The 17,378-nt window shown below is 35.1% G+C and carries 17 protein-coding genes; 7 read left to right on the plus strand and 10 right to left on the minus strand.

From position 1 onward, the window contains the following. Positions 1-12: 12 nt before the first annotated feature. Positions 13-357: a nitrous oxide-stimulated promoter family protein gene (locus SOM82_RS15950; protein ID WP_320460458.1), complete on the minus strand. Its 345-nt coding sequence runs from the start codon at positions 355-357 to the stop codon at positions 13-15. A 187-nt stretch (positions 358-544) separates the two neighbouring features. Between SOM82_RS15950 and SOM82_RS15955 the strand changes: the two genes are divergently transcribed. The 6 genes from SOM82_RS15955 to SOM82_RS15980 all read left to right on the plus strand — a co-directional run bounded on the left by SOM82_RS15955 (position 545) and on the right by SOM82_RS15980 (position 5,278). Then, a complete protein-coding gene (locus SOM82_RS15955; protein ID WP_154126011.1) occupies positions 545-775 on the plus strand; it encodes a SymE family type I addiction module toxin in 231 nt (76 codons plus the stop codon). A gap of 749 nt (positions 776-1,524) precedes the next feature. Continuing rightward, on the plus strand, positions 1,525-2,487 hold the full coding sequence (locus SOM82_RS15960; RefSeq protein WP_320460459.1) for a DUF4760 domain-containing protein: 963 nt from the start codon (positions 1,525-1,527) through the stop codon (positions 2,485-2,487). Positions 2,488-2,697: 210 nt separating this feature from the next. Then, on the plus strand, positions 2,698-3,093 hold the full coding sequence (locus tag SOM82_RS15965) for a hypothetical protein (protein WP_202693846.1): 396 nt from the start codon (positions 2,698-2,700) through the stop codon (positions 3,091-3,093). Between the two features lie 8 nt (positions 3,094-3,101). Next, a complete protein-coding gene (locus SOM82_RS15970; RefSeq protein ID WP_501083533.1) occupies positions 3,102-4,385 on the plus strand; it encodes a relaxase/mobilization nuclease domain-containing protein in 1,284 nt (427 codons plus the stop codon). Between the two features lie 222 nt (positions 4,386-4,607). Continuing rightward, complete coding sequence (locus SOM82_RS15975; protein WP_237729513.1) at positions 4,608-4,880, plus strand: hypothetical protein; 273 nt, start codon at positions 4,608-4,610, stop codon at positions 4,878-4,880. An 83-nt stretch (positions 4,881-4,963) separates the two neighbouring features. Further along, the gene (locus tag SOM82_RS15980) at positions 4,964-5,278 is read left to right on the plus strand and encodes a cell wall-binding protein (RefSeq protein WP_320460580.1); all 315 of its coding nucleotides are present in this window, start codon (positions 4,964-4,966) and stop codon (positions 5,276-5,278) included. A gap of 49 nt (positions 5,279-5,327) precedes the next feature. Here the strand turns inward: SOM82_RS15980 and SOM82_RS15985 are convergent, their stop codons facing one another. The 5 genes from SOM82_RS15985 to SOM82_RS16005 form a co-directional block, all read right to left on the minus strand. Next, complete coding sequence (locus SOM82_RS15985; protein WP_202693851.1) at positions 5,328-5,753, minus strand: hypothetical protein; 426 nt, start codon at positions 5,751-5,753, stop codon at positions 5,328-5,330. 102 nt (positions 5,754-5,855) lie between these two features. Beyond that, on the minus strand, positions 5,856-6,239 hold the full coding sequence (locus SOM82_RS15990) for a hypothetical protein (RefSeq protein ID WP_202693852.1): 384 nt from the start codon (positions 6,237-6,239) through the stop codon (positions 5,856-5,858). Then, complete coding sequence (locus SOM82_RS15995; RefSeq protein WP_097364998.1) at positions 6,223-7,881, minus strand: hypothetical protein; 1,659 nt, start codon at positions 7,879-7,881, stop codon at positions 6,223-6,225. Before SOM82_RS15995 ends, SOM82_RS15990 begins: the two co-directional genes overlap by 17 nt. Before the next feature lie 5 nt (positions 7,882-7,886). Then, positions 7,887-9,242 carry a site-specific integrase gene (locus SOM82_RS16000; RefSeq protein WP_320460461.1) on the minus strand — a complete coding sequence of 452 codons (1,356 nt, stop codon included), beginning with the start codon at positions 9,240-9,242 and terminating at the stop codon, positions 7,887-7,889. Next, positions 9,193-10,473: a tyrosine-type recombinase/integrase gene (locus SOM82_RS16005; RefSeq protein WP_198920170.1), complete on the minus strand. Its 1,281-nt coding sequence runs from the start codon at positions 10,471-10,473 to the stop codon at positions 9,193-9,195. Before SOM82_RS16005 ends, SOM82_RS16000 begins: the two co-directional genes overlap by 50 nt. Before the next feature lie 344 nt (positions 10,474-10,817). Between SOM82_RS16005 and SOM82_RS16010 the strand changes: the two genes are divergently transcribed. Next, positions 10,818-11,393, plus strand: coding sequence for a hypothetical protein (locus tag SOM82_RS16010; protein ID WP_320460462.1), 576 nt, complete (start codon positions 10,818-10,820; stop codon positions 11,391-11,393). A 32-nt stretch (positions 11,394-11,425) separates the two neighbouring features. Here the strand turns inward: SOM82_RS16010 and SOM82_RS16015 are convergent, their stop codons facing one another. Genes SOM82_RS16015 through SOM82_RS16030 form a run of 4 tightly spaced genes read right to left on the minus strand, consistent with a single transcriptional unit; the run spans position 11,426 to position 17,365 of the window. Continuing rightward, complete coding sequence (locus SOM82_RS16015; protein ID WP_320460463.1) at positions 11,426-13,273, minus strand: UvrD-helicase domain-containing protein; 1,848 nt, start codon at positions 13,271-13,273, stop codon at positions 11,426-11,428. Beyond that, positions 13,273-15,252 carry an ATP-dependent nuclease gene (locus tag SOM82_RS16020; protein ID WP_320460464.1) on the minus strand — a complete coding sequence of 660 codons (1,980 nt, stop codon included), beginning with the start codon at positions 15,250-15,252 and terminating at the stop codon, positions 13,273-13,275. Before SOM82_RS16020 ends, SOM82_RS16015 begins: the two co-directional genes overlap by 1 nt. A 2-nt stretch (positions 15,253-15,254) precedes the next feature. Next, the gene (locus SOM82_RS16025) at positions 15,255-15,899 is read right to left on the minus strand and encodes a hypothetical protein (protein WP_320460465.1); all 645 of its coding nucleotides are present in this window, start codon (positions 15,897-15,899) and stop codon (positions 15,255-15,257) included. Positions 15,900-15,901: 2 nt separating this feature from the next. Beyond that, the gene (locus SOM82_RS16030; RefSeq protein WP_320460466.1) at positions 15,902-17,365 is read right to left on the minus strand and encodes a tyrosine-type recombinase/integrase; all 1,464 of its coding nucleotides are present in this window, start codon (positions 17,363-17,365) and stop codon (positions 15,902-15,904) included. Between the last annotated feature and the right edge of the window lie 13 nt (positions 17,366-17,378).

Raw genomic sequence — 17,378 nt, forward strand, 5'->3', positions numbered from 1 at the left:
CGGGGCATGGCGTTATTTTTTAGGACGATATTTTTCCGGTAACGCAGGTACGGGGCGACGATCGTCAATCAGATGACGAAGGGTCAGGATCGGATGCCGCCACAGCATACGCGGCCCGGCCCAGCGCATCACCTGTTTCATTTCTTCGCGTTTTGCAGGCTGATAACAGTGAACCGGACACTGTTTACAAGCCGGTTTCTCTTCACCAAACACACACTTATCCAGACGCTTATCGGCATATGCGTTTAAGGCCTGATAGTGCTCGTCCTGTCGCGTCGCCTGGGGACAGTGCCTCTCATACAGCGCAATCATTTTGCTGATGGTCTCTTTTTCTCGCGAGATACGTTTTCCAGACATGGACAATCACCGATTAATAAGATGTATTAATAATACATTTTCAGATGCGCTTTTTCAGCCAGATTTCATCATTTGCATTCCATTTTCTGAAGCCAGCTTCCAGTTATACATTTGTCCCCCACGCATTTTACTGGCATTTTATACAGGTATTTTTGATATCGTCTTGCTCATCATTACGGGAGTCTGTATGTCTGACATGGATCTTGTTCAACCGCATCGCCATCTTAAAGTGGGCTATTTCAGAAAGCGCCACGAAGATCGTAAAACCAAAATTCCACGGCGCTATAGCGTTCATGCCGCACTAAGTCTTAAAGGCGACTGGCTTGAGAAAGCGGGATTTAAAACAAATTCGCAGGTGAGAGTGGTGGTCGGGCAAGGAAAGTTGCTGATCGAACTGATAGACGAAGAGGCGACGTAAACTCGCGACATTTTACTGCGTCACGCCATTTTTTCATGCGACAATAGAGGAAACTGACGACCAGCGAGTCGCTTAAAACGCAACAATTTCAAAGAAATGGATATCATAACTCCATGAGCACACTTGATAATTTAAACGCCCACACGCCAATGATGCAGCAGTACTTTTTCATCGATGTTAATCTATTGAAATAGATGTATAAAATGCTTGTTAAGTAGGCTCTAGCTTACTGTTGGCATACATTCTGGGTGGTGTGGATCTAGTTTGATAGAAGCAGATAACTAACTCTTCAAAAAAGCAAAAAAAAAACCACATGTTGGTTGTTTACTCATCTCTGCTCAATAGATAGACTATTTACAGGAATTTTCAACAAGACAGGAAAATTTAGTGATTTTTTTTGGATTATGGCAAAGATGGTCAATGACCCATCCTACGGTTTATCAGAATAATTAAATCTGGAAAAAAGTTTTACGAAATAAATAATTTAAACATAAAAATTCGTGAGGGATATTATGGATTTTATTAATAAATTAGATTTGTATTTGCAATAACTCAAAGACAAAAAAATTGACAAAACCTCTGTCCTGTGCTATTTATTAGATGCAAACCCATGAAGGAGAATATACATATGACATATAAATTTAATTCAGGCTCAAATGAATCTGGTTGCAACGAATAACATTTAATTTAATTCATTAAACATATTATAACAGAGCATATCATTATGCTCTGTTTTTTTAGGTGGAATCATGGCAGATCCTAATAAATCAAAGAGCTTCTTTCAAGAATACTCCGCACTATTAACTATGGGGGTTATCGGTGGAGCTATATTAACACTCCTAATTTGGCAAATATCTTTTTATTCTGCCAATATCTCTTCATGGCTTAGTACAAATGTTTTTACTGGTCCAAAGTTTAGGGCATATGCTATATATTTTTTGAGTATTCTTTTATTTACATTAATCATACATCAAATATTATGTAGAAAATACCCTGAGTTAAAAAAGAGCCTTACATTTATTGCTTGCTATTTTTGCTTTCTCGGAATAATTGTGTCAGGGGTATTATTGAGTGAGTCTGGAAAGAATTACCAGACATCACTGACGGTTTTAATAAGTTCGATTGTCTTAGGTACTGGGTGGTGGATTCAGTCAGTAGTTACAGCTTCTTCTGCAAGAAAATCACATACTCTCAATACAATAATGAATCAAAGGCATAGTGCTCATTACTTCGCAAAATTAGATAATGTTTATAAGACTTTTGGTTTACAGTCCTGCATTAATGAAGAAATAGCCTCAGAATATTATAATGGACATAAAGCAGGTCCTAAAATTAAACCTGAATTGATTCAAGGCTGTCGAGATGCTTCATATATCTTGAACTATTATGAATTTATTGCAGCAGGTGTCATCAGAAAGGATTTTGATGAAGCATTAATCAAAGAGTGTTTCTTTGAGCCGATGAGAGCTTTTGAAAAACGCACTTACCACCTAATTGAAGTGTTTAGAAGAGAAGATGCTGATGAATCTAAGATTTATGATAACTTCATCGCTGTATTAGATAGATGGCTTACTGAAAAATCGTTAACTACCAGAAAGAAAAAGAATCCCAATATTGCATTACCTGATAATTCTATTATGAACTCAAGTGATATGTATGAATCGTCAGCTACTGTCACTCCAATTGAACCAGAGAAACAAAACAAGTCTTAAAATAATTACTTTATAATTGGAATTTTATCTGCAAGGTATGACTAAGAGAAGCTCCGCTTCTCTTAGTCCCTTGTTTTTCGCCCTTCGATTGAAAAAGAAAGTCTAAGTCTTACCTAACTCATTGACATAATTTTCATTTATATTATAACTGTATTAGGTGTGCAAGGATCGCTCACCATAAAGCGAATACACATATGAAAAGGAGTTTATATGAGTAATACAATAACCTTATCCTATACAAATAGCTTTCAGCCTATTTGTAATAATCAAATATCATCAAATGAATCATTACGAATACACTGTGTCAGTGTTCGATTTAATAAAGAAGAATTAGAGATCCTTAATTCCAATCGTGGAAACAAAAGTAAAGGCGAATGGCTTCGTTTAACTTCCCTTGATAGGCTCCCTCCAGTTATCCCCCCTATTAACTTGGAAGCATGGAAATCATTGTCTGAAATATCACAAAAGCTAAACAGATTAATCAATCATTTGGACACAAAAAGTAGCAATAGTGAATTAACTAAAACAGAGATCTTCGCTGTAAAGAAACAGATCAAAGAACTTCGTTTGTGCCTGACAGCTTCTGTTTGTCATTCGGATAAGTAGGTATTCCTATGAAGGGAATGCAACGGATAAAAAGACACAAGAACTTTATCAATGTCGTGAAGTATGTGTTGAAATCAGCTTCTCACCATAGAGAAGCTCCCAGTATCATAGGTGGCAACATGACAGGTGATTGTGCCAATGAACTGATAGCTGAGTTTGATACGGCCAGTAGGCTCAGAACCGACATTGCAAAACCTGCATGGCATAACTCGCTTCGCCTTCCTAAAGGTGAAGAGCTTACAAACGAAAAATGGAAGTTGATAGCTGACGATTACATGGATCAAATGGGGTTTAGTGACACTCATCTTCGTTGTTATGTATTACACGACGACAGTATGGGTCAGCACATACACATCATTGCTAATAGAGTCGATGCCGTGTCTGGTAAAGTTCATCTTGGCCGGCATGAGAGTTTAGTCAGTGGCCGAATAATTCAGGAACTTGAAATCAAATACAATCTTACTATCACCAAAGGCCCTGAACCATTAAAACCAATGAATACTGTTACAGGGAAAAAAACAAACAAAAAAATTTCCCGTAATGAAGCAATGTTTGAACAACGAACAGGTGACATCTGTAATAAGAAACAGCTACAAATGCTCCTTGATAAAAGTTTAGAAGATAAGCCTGACCTTCTCACTTTTGTTAAGCGACTCGAAGATTCAGAAGTCGGCTGGACAGCTAATATCGCCTCTACCGGGAAAATGAACGGCTTTTCATTTGAATACGCAGGAATAGCATTTAAAGCTTCGCAATTGGGTAAGAGCTACTCTTGGGTAAATCTCAGTAATCGGCTTAACTACGATCCTAACCATTTAGAAACATTGCGAACCGACATACTGGCAAAAGACTCCCCTGCTCCTGCTCCTGCTCCTGCTCCTGCTCCTGCTCCTGCTCCTGCTCCTGCTCCTGCTCCTGCTCCTGCTCCTGCTCCTGCTCCTGCTCCTGCTCCTGCTCCTGCTCCTGCTCCTGCTCCTGCTCCTGCTCCTGCTCCTGCTCCTGCAACAGTGTTGAAAACCACTGAGAGAAAGGAAAGTATCGTTGAAAAAATTGCAGAACTGGAATTACGGTTCAGAGAAGACAAACGAAACGAAATCGTAGGAAAGATTCTTCAAAAAAATGCAGTACAACGGCAAAAGCATCTCCGCTTCGTAAAGTGGCTTGCTTCCTTAAAGCAATACATTGAGCTTCTGAGAGTCTATGGAAAGAGCATTCTTCACAACAACCCTGCGGGATTCTCAAAAGTATATGCAACTCAACATCTAACCCAGAAAAGAAAAATCCGTTTATAGACAGCCAGTTGCAAACACCGCTCGTAACCGAACTCTATTTCCCAGTACTAAATTTGCATTTAGTCAAGAAAATATTGATCGTTATCACAGATCGATAAACTAGTTATGATAGACAGTACCTATCAAGCACTGATCATCGATCGGTACAAGCAATTTTACTAAAGCGAGTCAGTCATCGAGAATCCCTACAAACAGAATTTAATCTTCCAGACTGGGATAGCTATGAAAAACGAAACAATAAAGTGCCCGTTCTGCTTTACACAAAGTCATCATGGTGTGCGAATTTGCAAAGGCTGTCATGCAAAGATCGCTTACGGTGAAAGCCCGCTCAGTGTGGCATTCCTGTTTCAATTCGTCGCATTTGGTCTCGCGTGGTTAGCATTTTCGTGGACCGGCAGCACTCTTGTATCAGTCATTACGTTTTTCGTAAGTATCATTATTCTTATCTATAAAATTAAAAAAAAGTATGCAGACAGAGTTGTTTTTATACGGTGAAATTGACAGCAAATGGACACTCTCTATTGACAACATCAATACCAAAACTAATGTTCTTAATTAATTTCCTTTGGATATATAAAATGAAAATATACTCAATCCTTACCGTTCTCCTTACAACATTTCTATTAACAGCCTGTAATAGCGAACCATCAGAAAAAGATATTTATAATGCTTTCAAAAGTGTTGTGGATAGATCAAATGCAAGTATGAAAGCTCTTGACTCAAGAATTCCAGAAAAATATCTTTTAAGAATAGATTATGTGAAGAAAGTTAGCTGTTCAAAAGAAGCAAATAATGTATATAACTGCATTGTAGATGCTTCTATTAGCAACAATAAACAGACAAAGCCAATTAAATTAGTTAAAGCTGATGGTGTATGGAAAGAAGTTCAGTAACAGTCGCAACCAAACACTCTCTGTTAGCCCCTACTTAGGGGCTATTTTACTACAGCCTAACGGTTCTTACGCGAACCTCATGAGTCAACTCTTTCTCGATTATTTTCATTTCATATTGTGCTCTGACCGTAGCATAGATTTCTTCTGCTCGTTCTTGATTATTATCAATATAGTTAACGAGAGAGTTTAACTCACGAAGAACAGCTTCTTTATTATTTAATTGCCTTAATAAACCACTCGTCAGAGATTTATACACAGAACTAAACATCGTCATAATGTTATCTATATTACGATTTGACCGCGTATATTGTCTTCTGGGGTAAAAGTATTTTAAATGATAACCGACAAATATTAGGTAGAGTTGATGAGAGAAACTTTTATCGTGCGACAGGTACAGTCTTGATATGTATTTATCTACGATGACAACAAGCTGTTCTTCAAGTGTCATTACTGAATTAAAATTGTTTTTGTTCATAAGTTGCATCCTTGCAAAATTTGATTTTGTCTTCCTGACAATACATATATAATTACCACACATTTATAAAATATCAATAGACAAAACCTATTAATATTAAAATTATTTTTTGTTTTTGGAAAAAATTTGATCTTCTCTAAGACCTTTGCTGTATGCGACCATCTGAAGGTCTCTAACCATAACAAGAAGTCTATTATTCTCATTTAGTAATCTCGCATTTTCATGTTCTAATTTATTGATTTTATTCGAAGCATAGGCAAGACTTTGAGGACTTTTAATATGCTTAACAGTTTCACCTTTACTTTTCTTTTTCTGCTGATATGCATAAGCTATTACTGCATGTCTTGAAAGAGCTTGTCGTGATGGTTTTTTCCCAAAATGCTCTTCAAGCGAGCCACAAATGCCAATCCAAGTTATATCCCCTTCCCAACTGTTTATTTTATCAAGAATAAACTCAATATCTTTACTACTAAACTTTTTGCTCATGTTCGTCACCTTTATTGTAATATCTAATGATATGGTTTATTATTTTATCGATTTCTTTAATTTCCTTAACAAGTATTTTCACTCGTTGATTATCATGCTGGCTTTTATATAATTCATAATTATTGCGCAGTGATTCTAAATTCTCTTTGATCTTAGCAATTAGTTCAAATCTAACTCCTTCTCCTAAATCAGATAACATTTCTTCGGAAAATAACACCTTCCTCTCGATATTTCTCAATTCTTCCCAACTTCTGTTGTCATAAACACTATTTTGTTCCACACTTCGTCTTCCTGACCAAAATGCTATTTCCACCTCAGATAACATAGCCCTTTGAGCAAGCGTATTCAAAAGATGCCTTGGCTGATGGCTTCTAAACACTTCTTTCATACCATCTGGTTGTAACGATTTATGCCTTTGAAAGAAATTTAAAGCACTATCTTTCCCTGCACCTGATCTTTTCTTGAAGTCTGCAAAAAATAATTTTTTAGTTGCAGGTGCAACATGAAATAAGTCACTTCCCTTTTTCATATGCAATTGATCTTTAGCTAACAGTAAGAGTTTATTGCTGAGTTTGGTAGGAATAAAAAAATCATTCCAATGATCTGTTTTTTCCTCATAATTTAAAACTTCGTTCCAAAATTCTTTTGCACTAATTCTCTCCTCTTCGACCTTTGCCAAGACATTTTGTGTTCTGATATTAAAGGAGTTTTTGTTTTTTATATTCAAGATATCGCACAGCTTTGTATAAAAATCATTTGCCTCTGGTTCTGTTCCTAACAGGTTGTAAAATTCTAATTCACCATTTTCGCGGATAGCAGCGATAGCCCTTGCTGTATGAGATAAATTTTTTAACCTTTGAATAGCTAATCTGGCTATTGGTTTCATATTACTTGGAATCCACTTAATACTATCACCATACCCTTTTGCGCAGAAATAGCGAATGCCATAAGTAGCTTTTCCCTCAGAATCAGTCCCTTCAACTTCACAATCTACTTCAAGGTTTATGATCTCAGATATTCGTGTAGGGGCACAAAGAAGTAAAGCTATAATAGAGGTGGTAAATATATCTCGTTCACTTTTATCTTCAGAACGAAATACTCTACCTATAAAATCAATCACATCGTCTTCGGGTAACTTCTTTTTAACATTATTTTGTTCTGAAATATCCCTTGCTGATTTATTTGAAATCCCTCTCAACCTGGTGTTAAACCTGCTGAGTCTTGGGTTTATTATGTTTTTGGTTGCTAAGACTTCTAAAATTTCTTTCAGTGTTTTTTCTATTGCACATGCACGATTGATTGAGTAATGTTTTTCAGCTTGATCTACAATATTGAATATAATTTCAGAATTTAAGTTAACGATATGAAGATCAACATTTAATTCCATATATGAATATTCCATAAGCTTGATTGTTGTCAGATAAATCAGTGATTTATGGACATTAGGGAAACATTCTCTATATATAAGGACTTTCGCTAACTGTTGAAAATGCTCCCCCATATTTATATCATTTATTTTATAACTAAACTTTTTGAAAGCCACTCCTTTCCCCCATGATAGGCTACTCCAGTTTATTATATTGTCTCTTTCTGCTTGAACTCTTACTTCATTTGCGAAAAAATCATAATTTTTAAAATACATGGTATTTATTCCTCTTCAGTGTTAAGAAACTTTATTATTGTATTGATTTTACTCTCTACACTTGCGAATAAAGCAACCAATAGTTCTACTTCTGATTGTTTTGAATGATTGGATATTAATTGATTAGTTAGTTTTTTTATATTAATCAAATCCTCAACCATTTTGAATGTGATACCCTCACTATCCATTAGAAATGGAGAAGCATAGGGGCTTATTGATTCATTAATTGCTTGTTCTATTCTGAACGAAAACTCCTCGTTATTTTTCGCATAAGATAGTACGGATTTCAAATTTGTATGATCCAGAACTTTAGCTAAAGTACTTAACCCATATCCTCTTTGAGCAAGTCTTGTTGCCAAAGTAATCCTTAACTGTCGGGAGTTTATTGTAGAATTTTTATTACCACTAACTCTACGGTGAACAGATTGCAATCGACTTGTAATTGTCTTTGAACTCATATGCAAGTTTACAAAGTTATTTTCATAAAATTCGTTAATATTATAACCAGAATTAAAAAAGCTTGGGTCAATAAATAATGGGAGATTATCTAATTCTTCTTTGCTTAATTTATCCTGAGCTTCATTTTGTGCAAAAGCTTTAACTATGGCTTTAAGCTCGGATAATGAATAAAATAAATTATCACTAATTTTCAATTCAGTGAAATCAGTTCGAAACTTCCCACCTTGTTTTAATCTCGGAATATTTAAATAATTACCTTCATTTTTAATATAAAGGTCTTTTCTCTTAAGTTGTGCTATCTGCATTGGTCTTCGACCAGTATAAATTAGTAGCATAACCAAAAGATAATCATTCATGGTTATGTTGCCTTCATTATATTCTTTTGTAATACTAAATATTAAGTGCTTCATTTCATTATCAGGCAGTGGCCTTAAGTATTTTTGCCTTTCATTATAGGCCGTAGTTGTCCTGGGTTTTGCGACTTTCCATTTTGAGATTAAATCTATAACCTCTTGTTTTAAGACTTTATTGTGTAACTCATGAAATTTTATTAGAAAGTACTTCATACTTTCTACATGCGTATAGTTTATTTTTAAGAATGTATTGTAGAACCGTTTCAACAAACCACACTCAAACTCTTTCAACTCACCATTATTAAATACAATTAATTTCTTAATGGCAAAGTAGAACTTTCTCGTATAAGCAGAGCTAAAATGTACAGCGGTATATGCAAGAGTTTCTTTTACAAGTGATAATAAAGATAAGTTGATTGTATTTTCTAAATATAACAAATTCAACTTTATGTCTTTACTAAGAACCCAAACATTATCATTTACATTGAATTCAAATCCGCTATCTTTTACTTTTAATACCGAGAGTTTTTCTAAAATCGATTTCTCCATTCACTCCTCCTTTGTTATTATTTATTTTTTCTTCTTTCAGTAAATCTGCTTCCTGGAAAGCCCTGGAAGCCTCTTCGCTTATAAATCTATTATTATAAATCAGAACTGATTTTGAGTTTACTTTCCAACCCATTCTAATGCACCGGATTCTATCTAACTCGTTTAATTTATATGGGTCTGTTACACCTATATACTTTAAGCTGTATATATAGTTCCATGTATGTCGTAAACAATGTCCAGTGAAGTGTCTGAAAGAGCTTCCTTCATGTTCAATTTCTTTTATTTTTCTCATAATTTTGTTATATGCACTTATGGTTAATGGTAATCCCTCTGTAACTCCGGATTTGTGAGTAACTAATAGATAATCATGATTCTTACATTTAGCATGATATGATCTCTCACCTTCAATATATGAACTTATCTGCATACATAACCTTTCACTGATATTAATCTCTCTCTCAACCGTTTTTACGAGTGGTTGAAATACTCTGGGATCTTCTGGGTCATTTATTCTTTTGGATATTTTCAGATATCTTTGCTTTCTTTTAAAATCTGATATCTTTAAGTTTAGAAGCTCCCCTCCTCGCATTCCAGTTTCATAAAGTATTAATATAGCAAGTTGATTTCTTTTCCGACAATTCCTCTCAAATGGATTGTATTCGCTTTCAGGACTGACACATTCCAGTAGAGCTTCTACAGTTTCTTTTTCTAAAGATTTGAAATTATCGCTCATATAAGAATATGAAGTTATCTTAGGTTTATGCTTTTGAAAGTTGGATTTAATGAATTTTAGCAATGAATTTGTTTCATACACAGAACCTCTATAAAACGAATCATAAATCCATGATATATAGTCGCTAATAACTGTAAGTCGATAATGTAGGTTTTCTTCGTTAACCTTTTTGTATGTCACCATATCAATTATTTTACGTTTCTTCCTTTTCACTCTAAGAAACTCTGATAATGAATATAACTCTGTATAGCTTAAAAAAGTCTTGTTACTTACTCTTTCGAGTATACTTATATTTTCCTTAATCAAGTATTTTTCAAAAAGGATCAAAACATAGGCGTTTCTCAATATAGTATTGAACGACTTATTTTTCTGTCGCCCAAGCAAACCAAGATATATATTTTGATAATATAACGGCAGGCCAGAGTTTGAATTTAATATCATACAAAATCTTTCTCCCCCTTTCGTCATTATCTTTTTAACTAAATATTCACTCTTCATTGTTACCCCATAATTTAATTTTTATTTATAGGTAACATAATTTTTTAGCAAGTTACAAATTTATTTTCCATTATTTTCAACAACCTTATTGATTGCGGCTCAAATAACGAATCGACCATATATTCACCTTAAGGTGAATATATAGTCCCCTATATTTACCTTAGTTAGTAACTCATTGATTTAAAATGAATAATAGAAAAGTGTAATTTGTTTTGTAAAGTACAACTATGAAATTAGTAAATATTGAAATGTACGGTGTCCGAAAAATTAGACAACTATGTTAATGGAAACTATATGATGATAAAATTACTAATCTCCGATCTATATTATATGAGTCATGTTTCATGGGACGAAAAATTTCTGCATTTTTAAAGATAATAGGAGTTATAGCTTCTTTATGCGGGATTATTGCGACAGCATTCGCAATCTATGCGTACTACAACCCGACCTCCCCTTCTACTCAGAGATATGACAGTATTGTTGGAAGCTGGCTATCTGATCACTCTTACACTGTAAAAGGTAATACCGTTAGGGTTAATGGCAAAACGACCTTTTTCTCTAATGGAAAATACAACTTTCATGGCAGTATCTCTATTGACTCTTATGCTCCAGGTGACCATATATTCATAGACTATCTTTCTGACGGTGCTGGTGATTGGGAACTATATGATAATGAGTTAATTACATCATTAAATAGCCTAAAAACAAAACCTATGAAGCTGGCTTTAAATAACGAAGATCTTGATCCACTGAAAATAGAGGTGATAAACAATAAAAAGTTACCAACTATTGAGGAGAATATGGCAGATGGGAAAAACCAATCCTATAAAATAATAAAATCTTCAAAAAGCCAGTTAACATTGGAAGTTATTAACGAAATCGGAAGTAATTTCAAATTGAATATGCAAAGAACAAAATAATAATGATGGCGATTTCAGGTCGCCATCATTTTTCAACCTTGATAGTTCTTAGCCTCGATACCACAATAAATTAGCATATCGGTTATCAGTGGTATTCTATTAAAGTTCTGTCTGGAGACATTACCAAAATTATCCATCCTTAGTTTACAACGAGTCATAAACACTTCATCGATAGCTCTTGAAAATCCTACAAAAACTGTTTTTTGATTTTCTATTTGTCCTTCATCATCACCAAAGTAAGCATCCGGTTCAAGTCCTACTATAACGACCTTTTTAAATTCTAAACCTTTACTTTTATGGATAGTCATAAATGGCACGGTTTTATTTCCACTCAGCATATCTATAGCATTTGAAATATTATTTTTTATGTCTAACGATTCGAGATGTTTAGAAAGAGTATTAATATTATGCTCTAAACCATTCCCATTCATATACTGCGGAAAATAAGATTTTAACTCAGAGATACCAAATATTGTTAGTAAGCCCTTCAAATAATCAACAACATCATTTTTTATTTCTTTATTAGCCTTGATGAAATTACTTAACTCTTTTTCTAAACGAGTAACATCACCTCTTTTACTGACTCCTCTAATGTTGCATAAAAGTTCCATTGTAGCCCCCCAGCACTCAATAGATTTTCTATTACAAACAAACATTAGAAGTTGTAGAACCAATTGTACTATTGCTTCGTTCAATAATTCTTGATAATCATTTTCGATACGACATTTCACACCAGAATCAGCTAACTCTGAGATTATTTTTTTAGAGTACTGTTCGGCCACGCTTTTTGATAAAATACATATATCCTTTGGCTCAATGCCTTCATCAATCCATTTTTTAATAAGTGAAGCAATATAACATGCCTCTTGGTCAACTTCATCAAACTGCATTAACCTTGCTAAACCTTCATCCTTATTTAAAATTAACTCTGCTTTATTTTCAGCTTCATTCATGAAGGCTTCCATTAGTCTTTGATAACTTATCAAATTTTTTAATGACCTTCTATTTCTTACTAATTCATTATGTTTGTCAACTGCAAAGTCTTTCCTAAAAATATCAAAAGCATTAGGTAATGCTCCTGCCCACCCCATTATTCTTTGTTTTGTATCACCAACCACTGTGATTTTTATAGCTCGATCAAAGAAAATACTTTTAAATACCTCATATTGTTTAGATGTTGTGTCTTGAAACTCATCAATGAAGGCATATTTATACGTTGAATTAATGGCGTTTGATAGAAAACTATTTTCCTTTATAATTCTATTAGCAAGATAATTTATCATTTCAAATGAAATTCTTGACTTACCTTTCAATAAATGAGTCCATACAAAATATCTTATCCTTCCATTAACTGTATGCCTTGCTTCTTTTTTATAAGGAACTACAATGTATTTCTCTTCAAAATTTGAATGCTTTATTTTATTCAATTCAAATGATGTCAACCCCTCAAAACCTAATGCCTCTCTTTTTATTTCTGCTATAAATTCTCTTTTATTAAGAGAAATAATTTCATAATCGTCTGAAGGACGATAAAACTTCGGAAGAGTACCTTTAAATCTATCTACAATACTTTTACAGAAAGCATCAAATGTCGTGGATTCAAACTTATTCCTATATTTTAAATCAAGCCGTGAGTTGACTCGATCTTGTAGGTTTTTTGCCGCATCTTTTTTGAAAGATAGTGCGATGATTTTTTTCTTACTACATTTTCCCGTTTCTATTAAAAAACATGCTTTCTGAGCCAATAATTCAGTTTTACCTGAACCAGGACCTGCAAGAACAAGATTATGCTCTGTACTATTCTGTATTACTTTCATAGCCTCGTCTTCGACTTCTTGGATATCCTTTAATACCCAATCTGCATCTTCAATAGTCAGCATTAAAGTAATCCTCTCACTTTTTCGATTAGATCTTTCAATACAATAGGTGCATCATTTTTTAATGAATTATTATTAAGCTTATTTAAAACATAGTTATGAGACAAAGGTTTGCCTCTACCAAGGAATAAGTATCGATACCAATAATATTGGTCGTGGTCCTCAAAAGATTTAATATCAATATCTTCTGCATCTTTCTTTAATACCGAGGCTATAGCATTTTTGGTTTTATCAATATATCGAGCATCTGTTTTTTCGAGTATTTTTGGACCACCATTATCAGGTATAAAAGAATGATAGCTTGCCGGAAAAGCATTTAACATTATCCAATCCAAATCGTAAGGATAGGAAAAATAAACATTGTAGCTTTCGAAAAATTTTATCCAAGATTTTTCAAAAGCTTCATTTTCGTCCCATTCATGCATTTCTTGGATTTCAGCATCGGATAACACTCCTTTAGAGGTTTTAATAATTTTATCTTTATCATGTCCAATTGCGATTAATTGTTTGATAACGTATTTTATTCTTCCCCATCCACCTCCGCCTCTTCTAAAATCATAATCAAGAAGAGTTACATGAGGAATTGAAAGCTCATTTAGAAGTTTCCAGAAATGATTAACATATCGCCCACCTAATGGAGCAAATGTTATCAATGAAGTGTCAAGTTCAATTCCATTTACTTGTGCTATTTTAGGTATAACGATCTCTTCGCTATCACCTTCACCAAGAATGACAACTTTTGCAAAATAAATTTCCGGATATGCTTTTACAGCTTCCTTAACATACGTGAAGGTATCGACACTGTCTGCATCATCTTCATCTTCGCTTGGTAATAATATTTCCTTGACGATTGTATTTTTATTATCATTAAGCCGGAAATACCTTATATTTTCAGGCTCTACCCTATTAAGCAGTGATGGTGCATGTGTTGTTAAAAAAACCTGTGCTCGATCATTCTCAGATATCTCTTCACATAGCTTAACTATTCGTCCTAAATATTGTGGTGAGAGATGATTTTCTGGCTCTTCAATTAATATTATCGTTAAGTTTGGAGGATCTAATGCCTCTACTGATATTGATAATTCTTTTCCTTCCGAATTGATTATCTCATCCTCAATATCAAATGCAGATTTAACTAAAGATAAATAAAATAATGATTTCATACCATCACTCAATCTTTCAGTTGGTAAAGGTTGAGTATCTGGGCTGGGTAAAAAGACAGTATCGATATGTTTTAAAACATCTTCAATTCCATTCACTACTGGCTTGATTTGAAGCTCTTCGAAATAACCACCAGTGAAAAGGGATTTCCAATTCCTGCCTAAAGAAGATGTTATTGTCTGTACCCCCACTTCTTCTTGAAACTGGTTTCCGATTGATACAGCAACCTCATCAACAGTTGCTCCCATATGTTCAGACCATTCGACTGCATTTATCAAACGGTGCATGATAGTTCCGGCTGTTTGCTTCAGTTGTTGGGCAGGATCTCGGTAAGCAGGAACATAATGAACATGAATTTTTGATCTTTCATATGCCGTTATATTTTTTTCATAATCCCCTATTTCCCATACAAGATCGCTTTCTATATCCCCTTCAGCAAGGTTAGTCTTTGTCCATTTTGCTTTTAATTTTGCTATACAGTATGGGATTTCTTCTGCTTCACTCGAAACTAAATGCTTAAAGAAATCTGCAACTGAATCGTCCTCACCATCTTTAAGACCTGCGAATTCGAATCTTACACGAATTGATATTTCTCGTTCATTTTGATCTTCGATTTCATCTCCAGGAGGGACATAAAAATCATCAACTTGAACAATCCTATCAGAGCTTTTAACACCAAACATTCTCGTTAATGCGAGTAGAACTGCCGTTTTACCTGTTCCATTCCCTCCAATTAAGCTGGTGAATGAATTTATATTTATAGTTTGCCCTACATTATCAAAGCTCTTAAAGCCTTTGATCTCCATTTGTGTAATTTTCATTATCACCTCAATTGCTGTTTTAAAAAATTATAATCACTAATTATTTCGGCATTTGTAATAATTTCTTTTGAGCACAGCTTAAAACATTCTAAAAATATATTTTTATTATCGTTATGTTCCCAATGTTTTTTCAAAGCTTCTTCAATTGAAATCCAAATAACCTGCAAGTCGTTATTAGATATTTGGCTTGTTAAAACTGTTTCTTCCACACAGAGTATATGCCCTAAGATGACATCATCGTATATCTCAGTATCTGAATCTCTAACTCCTAACCTTTTTATTTTCCTTTTATGGATGATTTTATTTTTAACAATGAAAGGATGTTCTTCTATAAAATCGGTCAATGATGTAAAAGCCAAACCACGAACCTGAGCACCATGCATTGAACTACTTACTTTATGGATATCTCTCCAAACTCGCAGATCACCTAATACATAGAGAACCCGCTGATTTCTCGCTTTCGTATCTTCTGCTTGGTACTGGATATAAGGTGGCCCTCCCCCATTTTGTCTATATCGGGCAAGGGTTTTGATGCTTATGCCAAGAAAGACAGAAGCAAGCTCACTATTTACAGTGGCAGAATCAGGCATTTGACCAAATAGTTTCCATACCTCTGAATATTCCCGCAAAACTTCCACCACACTCATCTTCACTCCCTCGTTTCAGGTAATGGAGGATACTTAGCCGAAGCAAGTAACACATTGTATAATTTAGGAGCAGTCATAAGCATATGCAACTCAATCCTTTGTAATGCTTCAAAAATCCGTTCTTGATCAGGTTCTGCATACCTTTCTGTTGGATCTGTTGTATTTCTGTGATTGAGCAATCTCTTAACGACGGCATATGAAACAAGTTCTTCAGCAACCCTACCAAATGTCCTTCGTAGATCATGCATACCAAGCTTCAGGATTCCCGCCTCTTGGCAGATATATTCCCTTAGACTTTTGCTATCGGAATAGTGACCAACTTTACTTCGAGAAGAACGGGCCGGGAAAACCCACTTCTGTTTGTCCTTCCGGGTTACCGTATCGTTTACTATGTCTCTTCTATCTTCCAAAATTCTTTTGACGGCATCACAAATCGGAAGTTCGTGATCGTTTCGATTCTTAGTGTCGTAAAAACGGATAGTTCTGTTACTCAGGTCAACATAGCTTGTCGTTTTTGCTTCTTCATTGGTGAGAGCTTCCCTCCAACATAAAGATGCTGTTTCTTCCTTACGAGCACCTAAGAGAACGGTGAGTAACAGATAATCGCACCCAAGGCGGTTGAAGCTTCTCTTATTGTGTAATGCAGTCAAGAACCGACCAAGTGTATCTTTCGGAGAAAGTGGGTTTCGAACACCTTTCGCACGATAGCTATCCTCAAGCTCAGAACGAGTCCTGAACTTCTTCTGAACTTTCAAGATAGAGAATGGATTGTAGGACAAGGAGGGTTGTCGTTGCTGGGTCTGGGCATTGCTGGCTTCAATTTCGATTGCATGTCTGACAGCAACATTAATCCACCTAAAGGTCTGTTCCGCTGCTGTTCTGGCTCTTGAAGCAATCTCATCAAACTTCCGAAGAATTTCATTACCAGTAAGATCTTTAACTCGCAAACCAGCCCACTCAGAAAGCCTGTTTTCTGCTTTATCTAATACAGCCAAGGTGTTGGGTTTAGCTGGTTTCGCTCTACCCAGCAGATGCTGGCGGTATTGTGCAAACACTTCACTGATAGTGAGCTCAGAAGCATCGGACTCCCGTTTTATCTTGTTAGGGTTCCTTTTGGTCAACTTCATGGTTTGAACTAAATTGCGAGCAACCTCGCGGGCTTGATCGATGTTAGCGAAATCAGAGACATTGCCAATTGTAGACCTGATAACCTCCGATGGAGATTTCCCCCCTGTCTTAGGGCGATTGCCAGGAGAAGACACTCGTCGCTGAACGATATAGGTCTTTTTCGTTGCACTGATTTTGACACCGAAACCGACTGGTGAATCACGATGGCTGTCAGTGATAAGATAAGGTTTTCTATCTATGTTGGGTAAGTACACTACTCGCCCATCTTGATCGAGACTTGGTTTGACGTCGATAGATAACTTATTGATTATAATCGACTGATTGAGTGTCATTTTCATCGATGTATACCAG

This window comes from Lelliottia sp. CFBP8978 (genome assembly GCF_034046055.2).
GTDB lineage: Bacteria > Pseudomonadota > Gammaproteobacteria > Enterobacterales > Enterobacteriaceae > Enterobacter.

Bases quoted from the DNA above. Each gene is read 5' to 3' on its own strand.
- SOM82_RS15950 (WP_320460458.1), bottom strand. From the start codon at position 357: ATGTCTGGAAAACGTATCTCGCGAGAAAAAGAGACCATCAGCAAAATG.
- SOM82_RS15955 (WP_154126011.1), top strand. From the start codon at position 545: ATGTCTGACATGGATCTTGTTCAACCGCATCGCCATCTTAAAGTGGGC.
- SOM82_RS15960 (WP_320460459.1), top strand. From the start codon at position 1,525: ATGGCAGATCCTAATAAATCAAAGAGCTTCTTTCAAGAATACTCCGCA.
- SOM82_RS15965 (WP_202693846.1), top strand. From the start codon at position 2,698: ATGAGTAATACAATAACCTTATCCTATACAAATAGCTTTCAGCCTATT.
- SOM82_RS15970 (WP_501083533.1), top strand. From the start codon at position 3,102: ATGAAGGGAATGCAACGGATAAAAAGACACAAGAACTTTATCAATGTC.
- SOM82_RS15975 (WP_237729513.1), top strand. From the start codon at position 4,608: ATGAAAAACGAAACAATAAAGTGCCCGTTCTGCTTTACACAAAGTCAT.
- SOM82_RS15980 (WP_320460580.1), top strand. From the start codon at position 4,964: ATGAAAATATACTCAATCCTTACCGTTCTCCTTACAACATTTCTATTA.
- SOM82_RS15985 (WP_202693851.1), bottom strand. From the start codon at position 5,753: ATGAACAAAAACAATTTTAATTCAGTAATGACACTTGAAGAACAGCTT.
- SOM82_RS15990 (WP_202693852.1), bottom strand. From the start codon at position 6,239: ATGAGCAAAAAGTTTAGTAGTAAAGATATTGAGTTTATTCTTGATAAA.
- SOM82_RS15995 (WP_097364998.1), bottom strand. From the start codon at position 7,881: ATGTATTTTAAAAATTATGATTTTTTCGCAAATGAAGTAAGAGTTCAA.
- SOM82_RS16000 (WP_320460461.1), bottom strand. From the start codon at position 9,242: ATGGAGAAATCGATTTTAGAAAAACTCTCGGTATTAAAAGTAAAAGAT.
- SOM82_RS16005 (WP_198920170.1), bottom strand. From the start codon at position 10,473: ATGAAGAGTGAATATTTAGTTAAAAAGATAATGACGAAAGGGGGAGAA.
- SOM82_RS16010 (WP_320460462.1), top strand. From the start codon at position 10,818: ATGGGACGAAAAATTTCTGCATTTTTAAAGATAATAGGAGTTATAGCT.
- SOM82_RS16015 (WP_320460463.1), bottom strand. From the start codon at position 13,273: ATGCTGACTATTGAAGATGCAGATTGGGTATTAAAGGATATCCAAGAA.
- SOM82_RS16020 (WP_320460464.1), bottom strand. From the start codon at position 15,252: ATGAAAATTACACAAATGGAGATCAAAGGCTTTAAGAGCTTTGATAAT.
- SOM82_RS16025 (WP_320460465.1), bottom strand. From the start codon at position 15,899: ATGAGTGTGGTGGAAGTTTTGCGGGAATATTCAGAGGTATGGAAACTA.
- SOM82_RS16030 (WP_320460466.1), bottom strand. From the start codon at position 17,365: ATGAAAATGACACTCAATCAGTCGATTATAATCAATAAGTTATCTATC.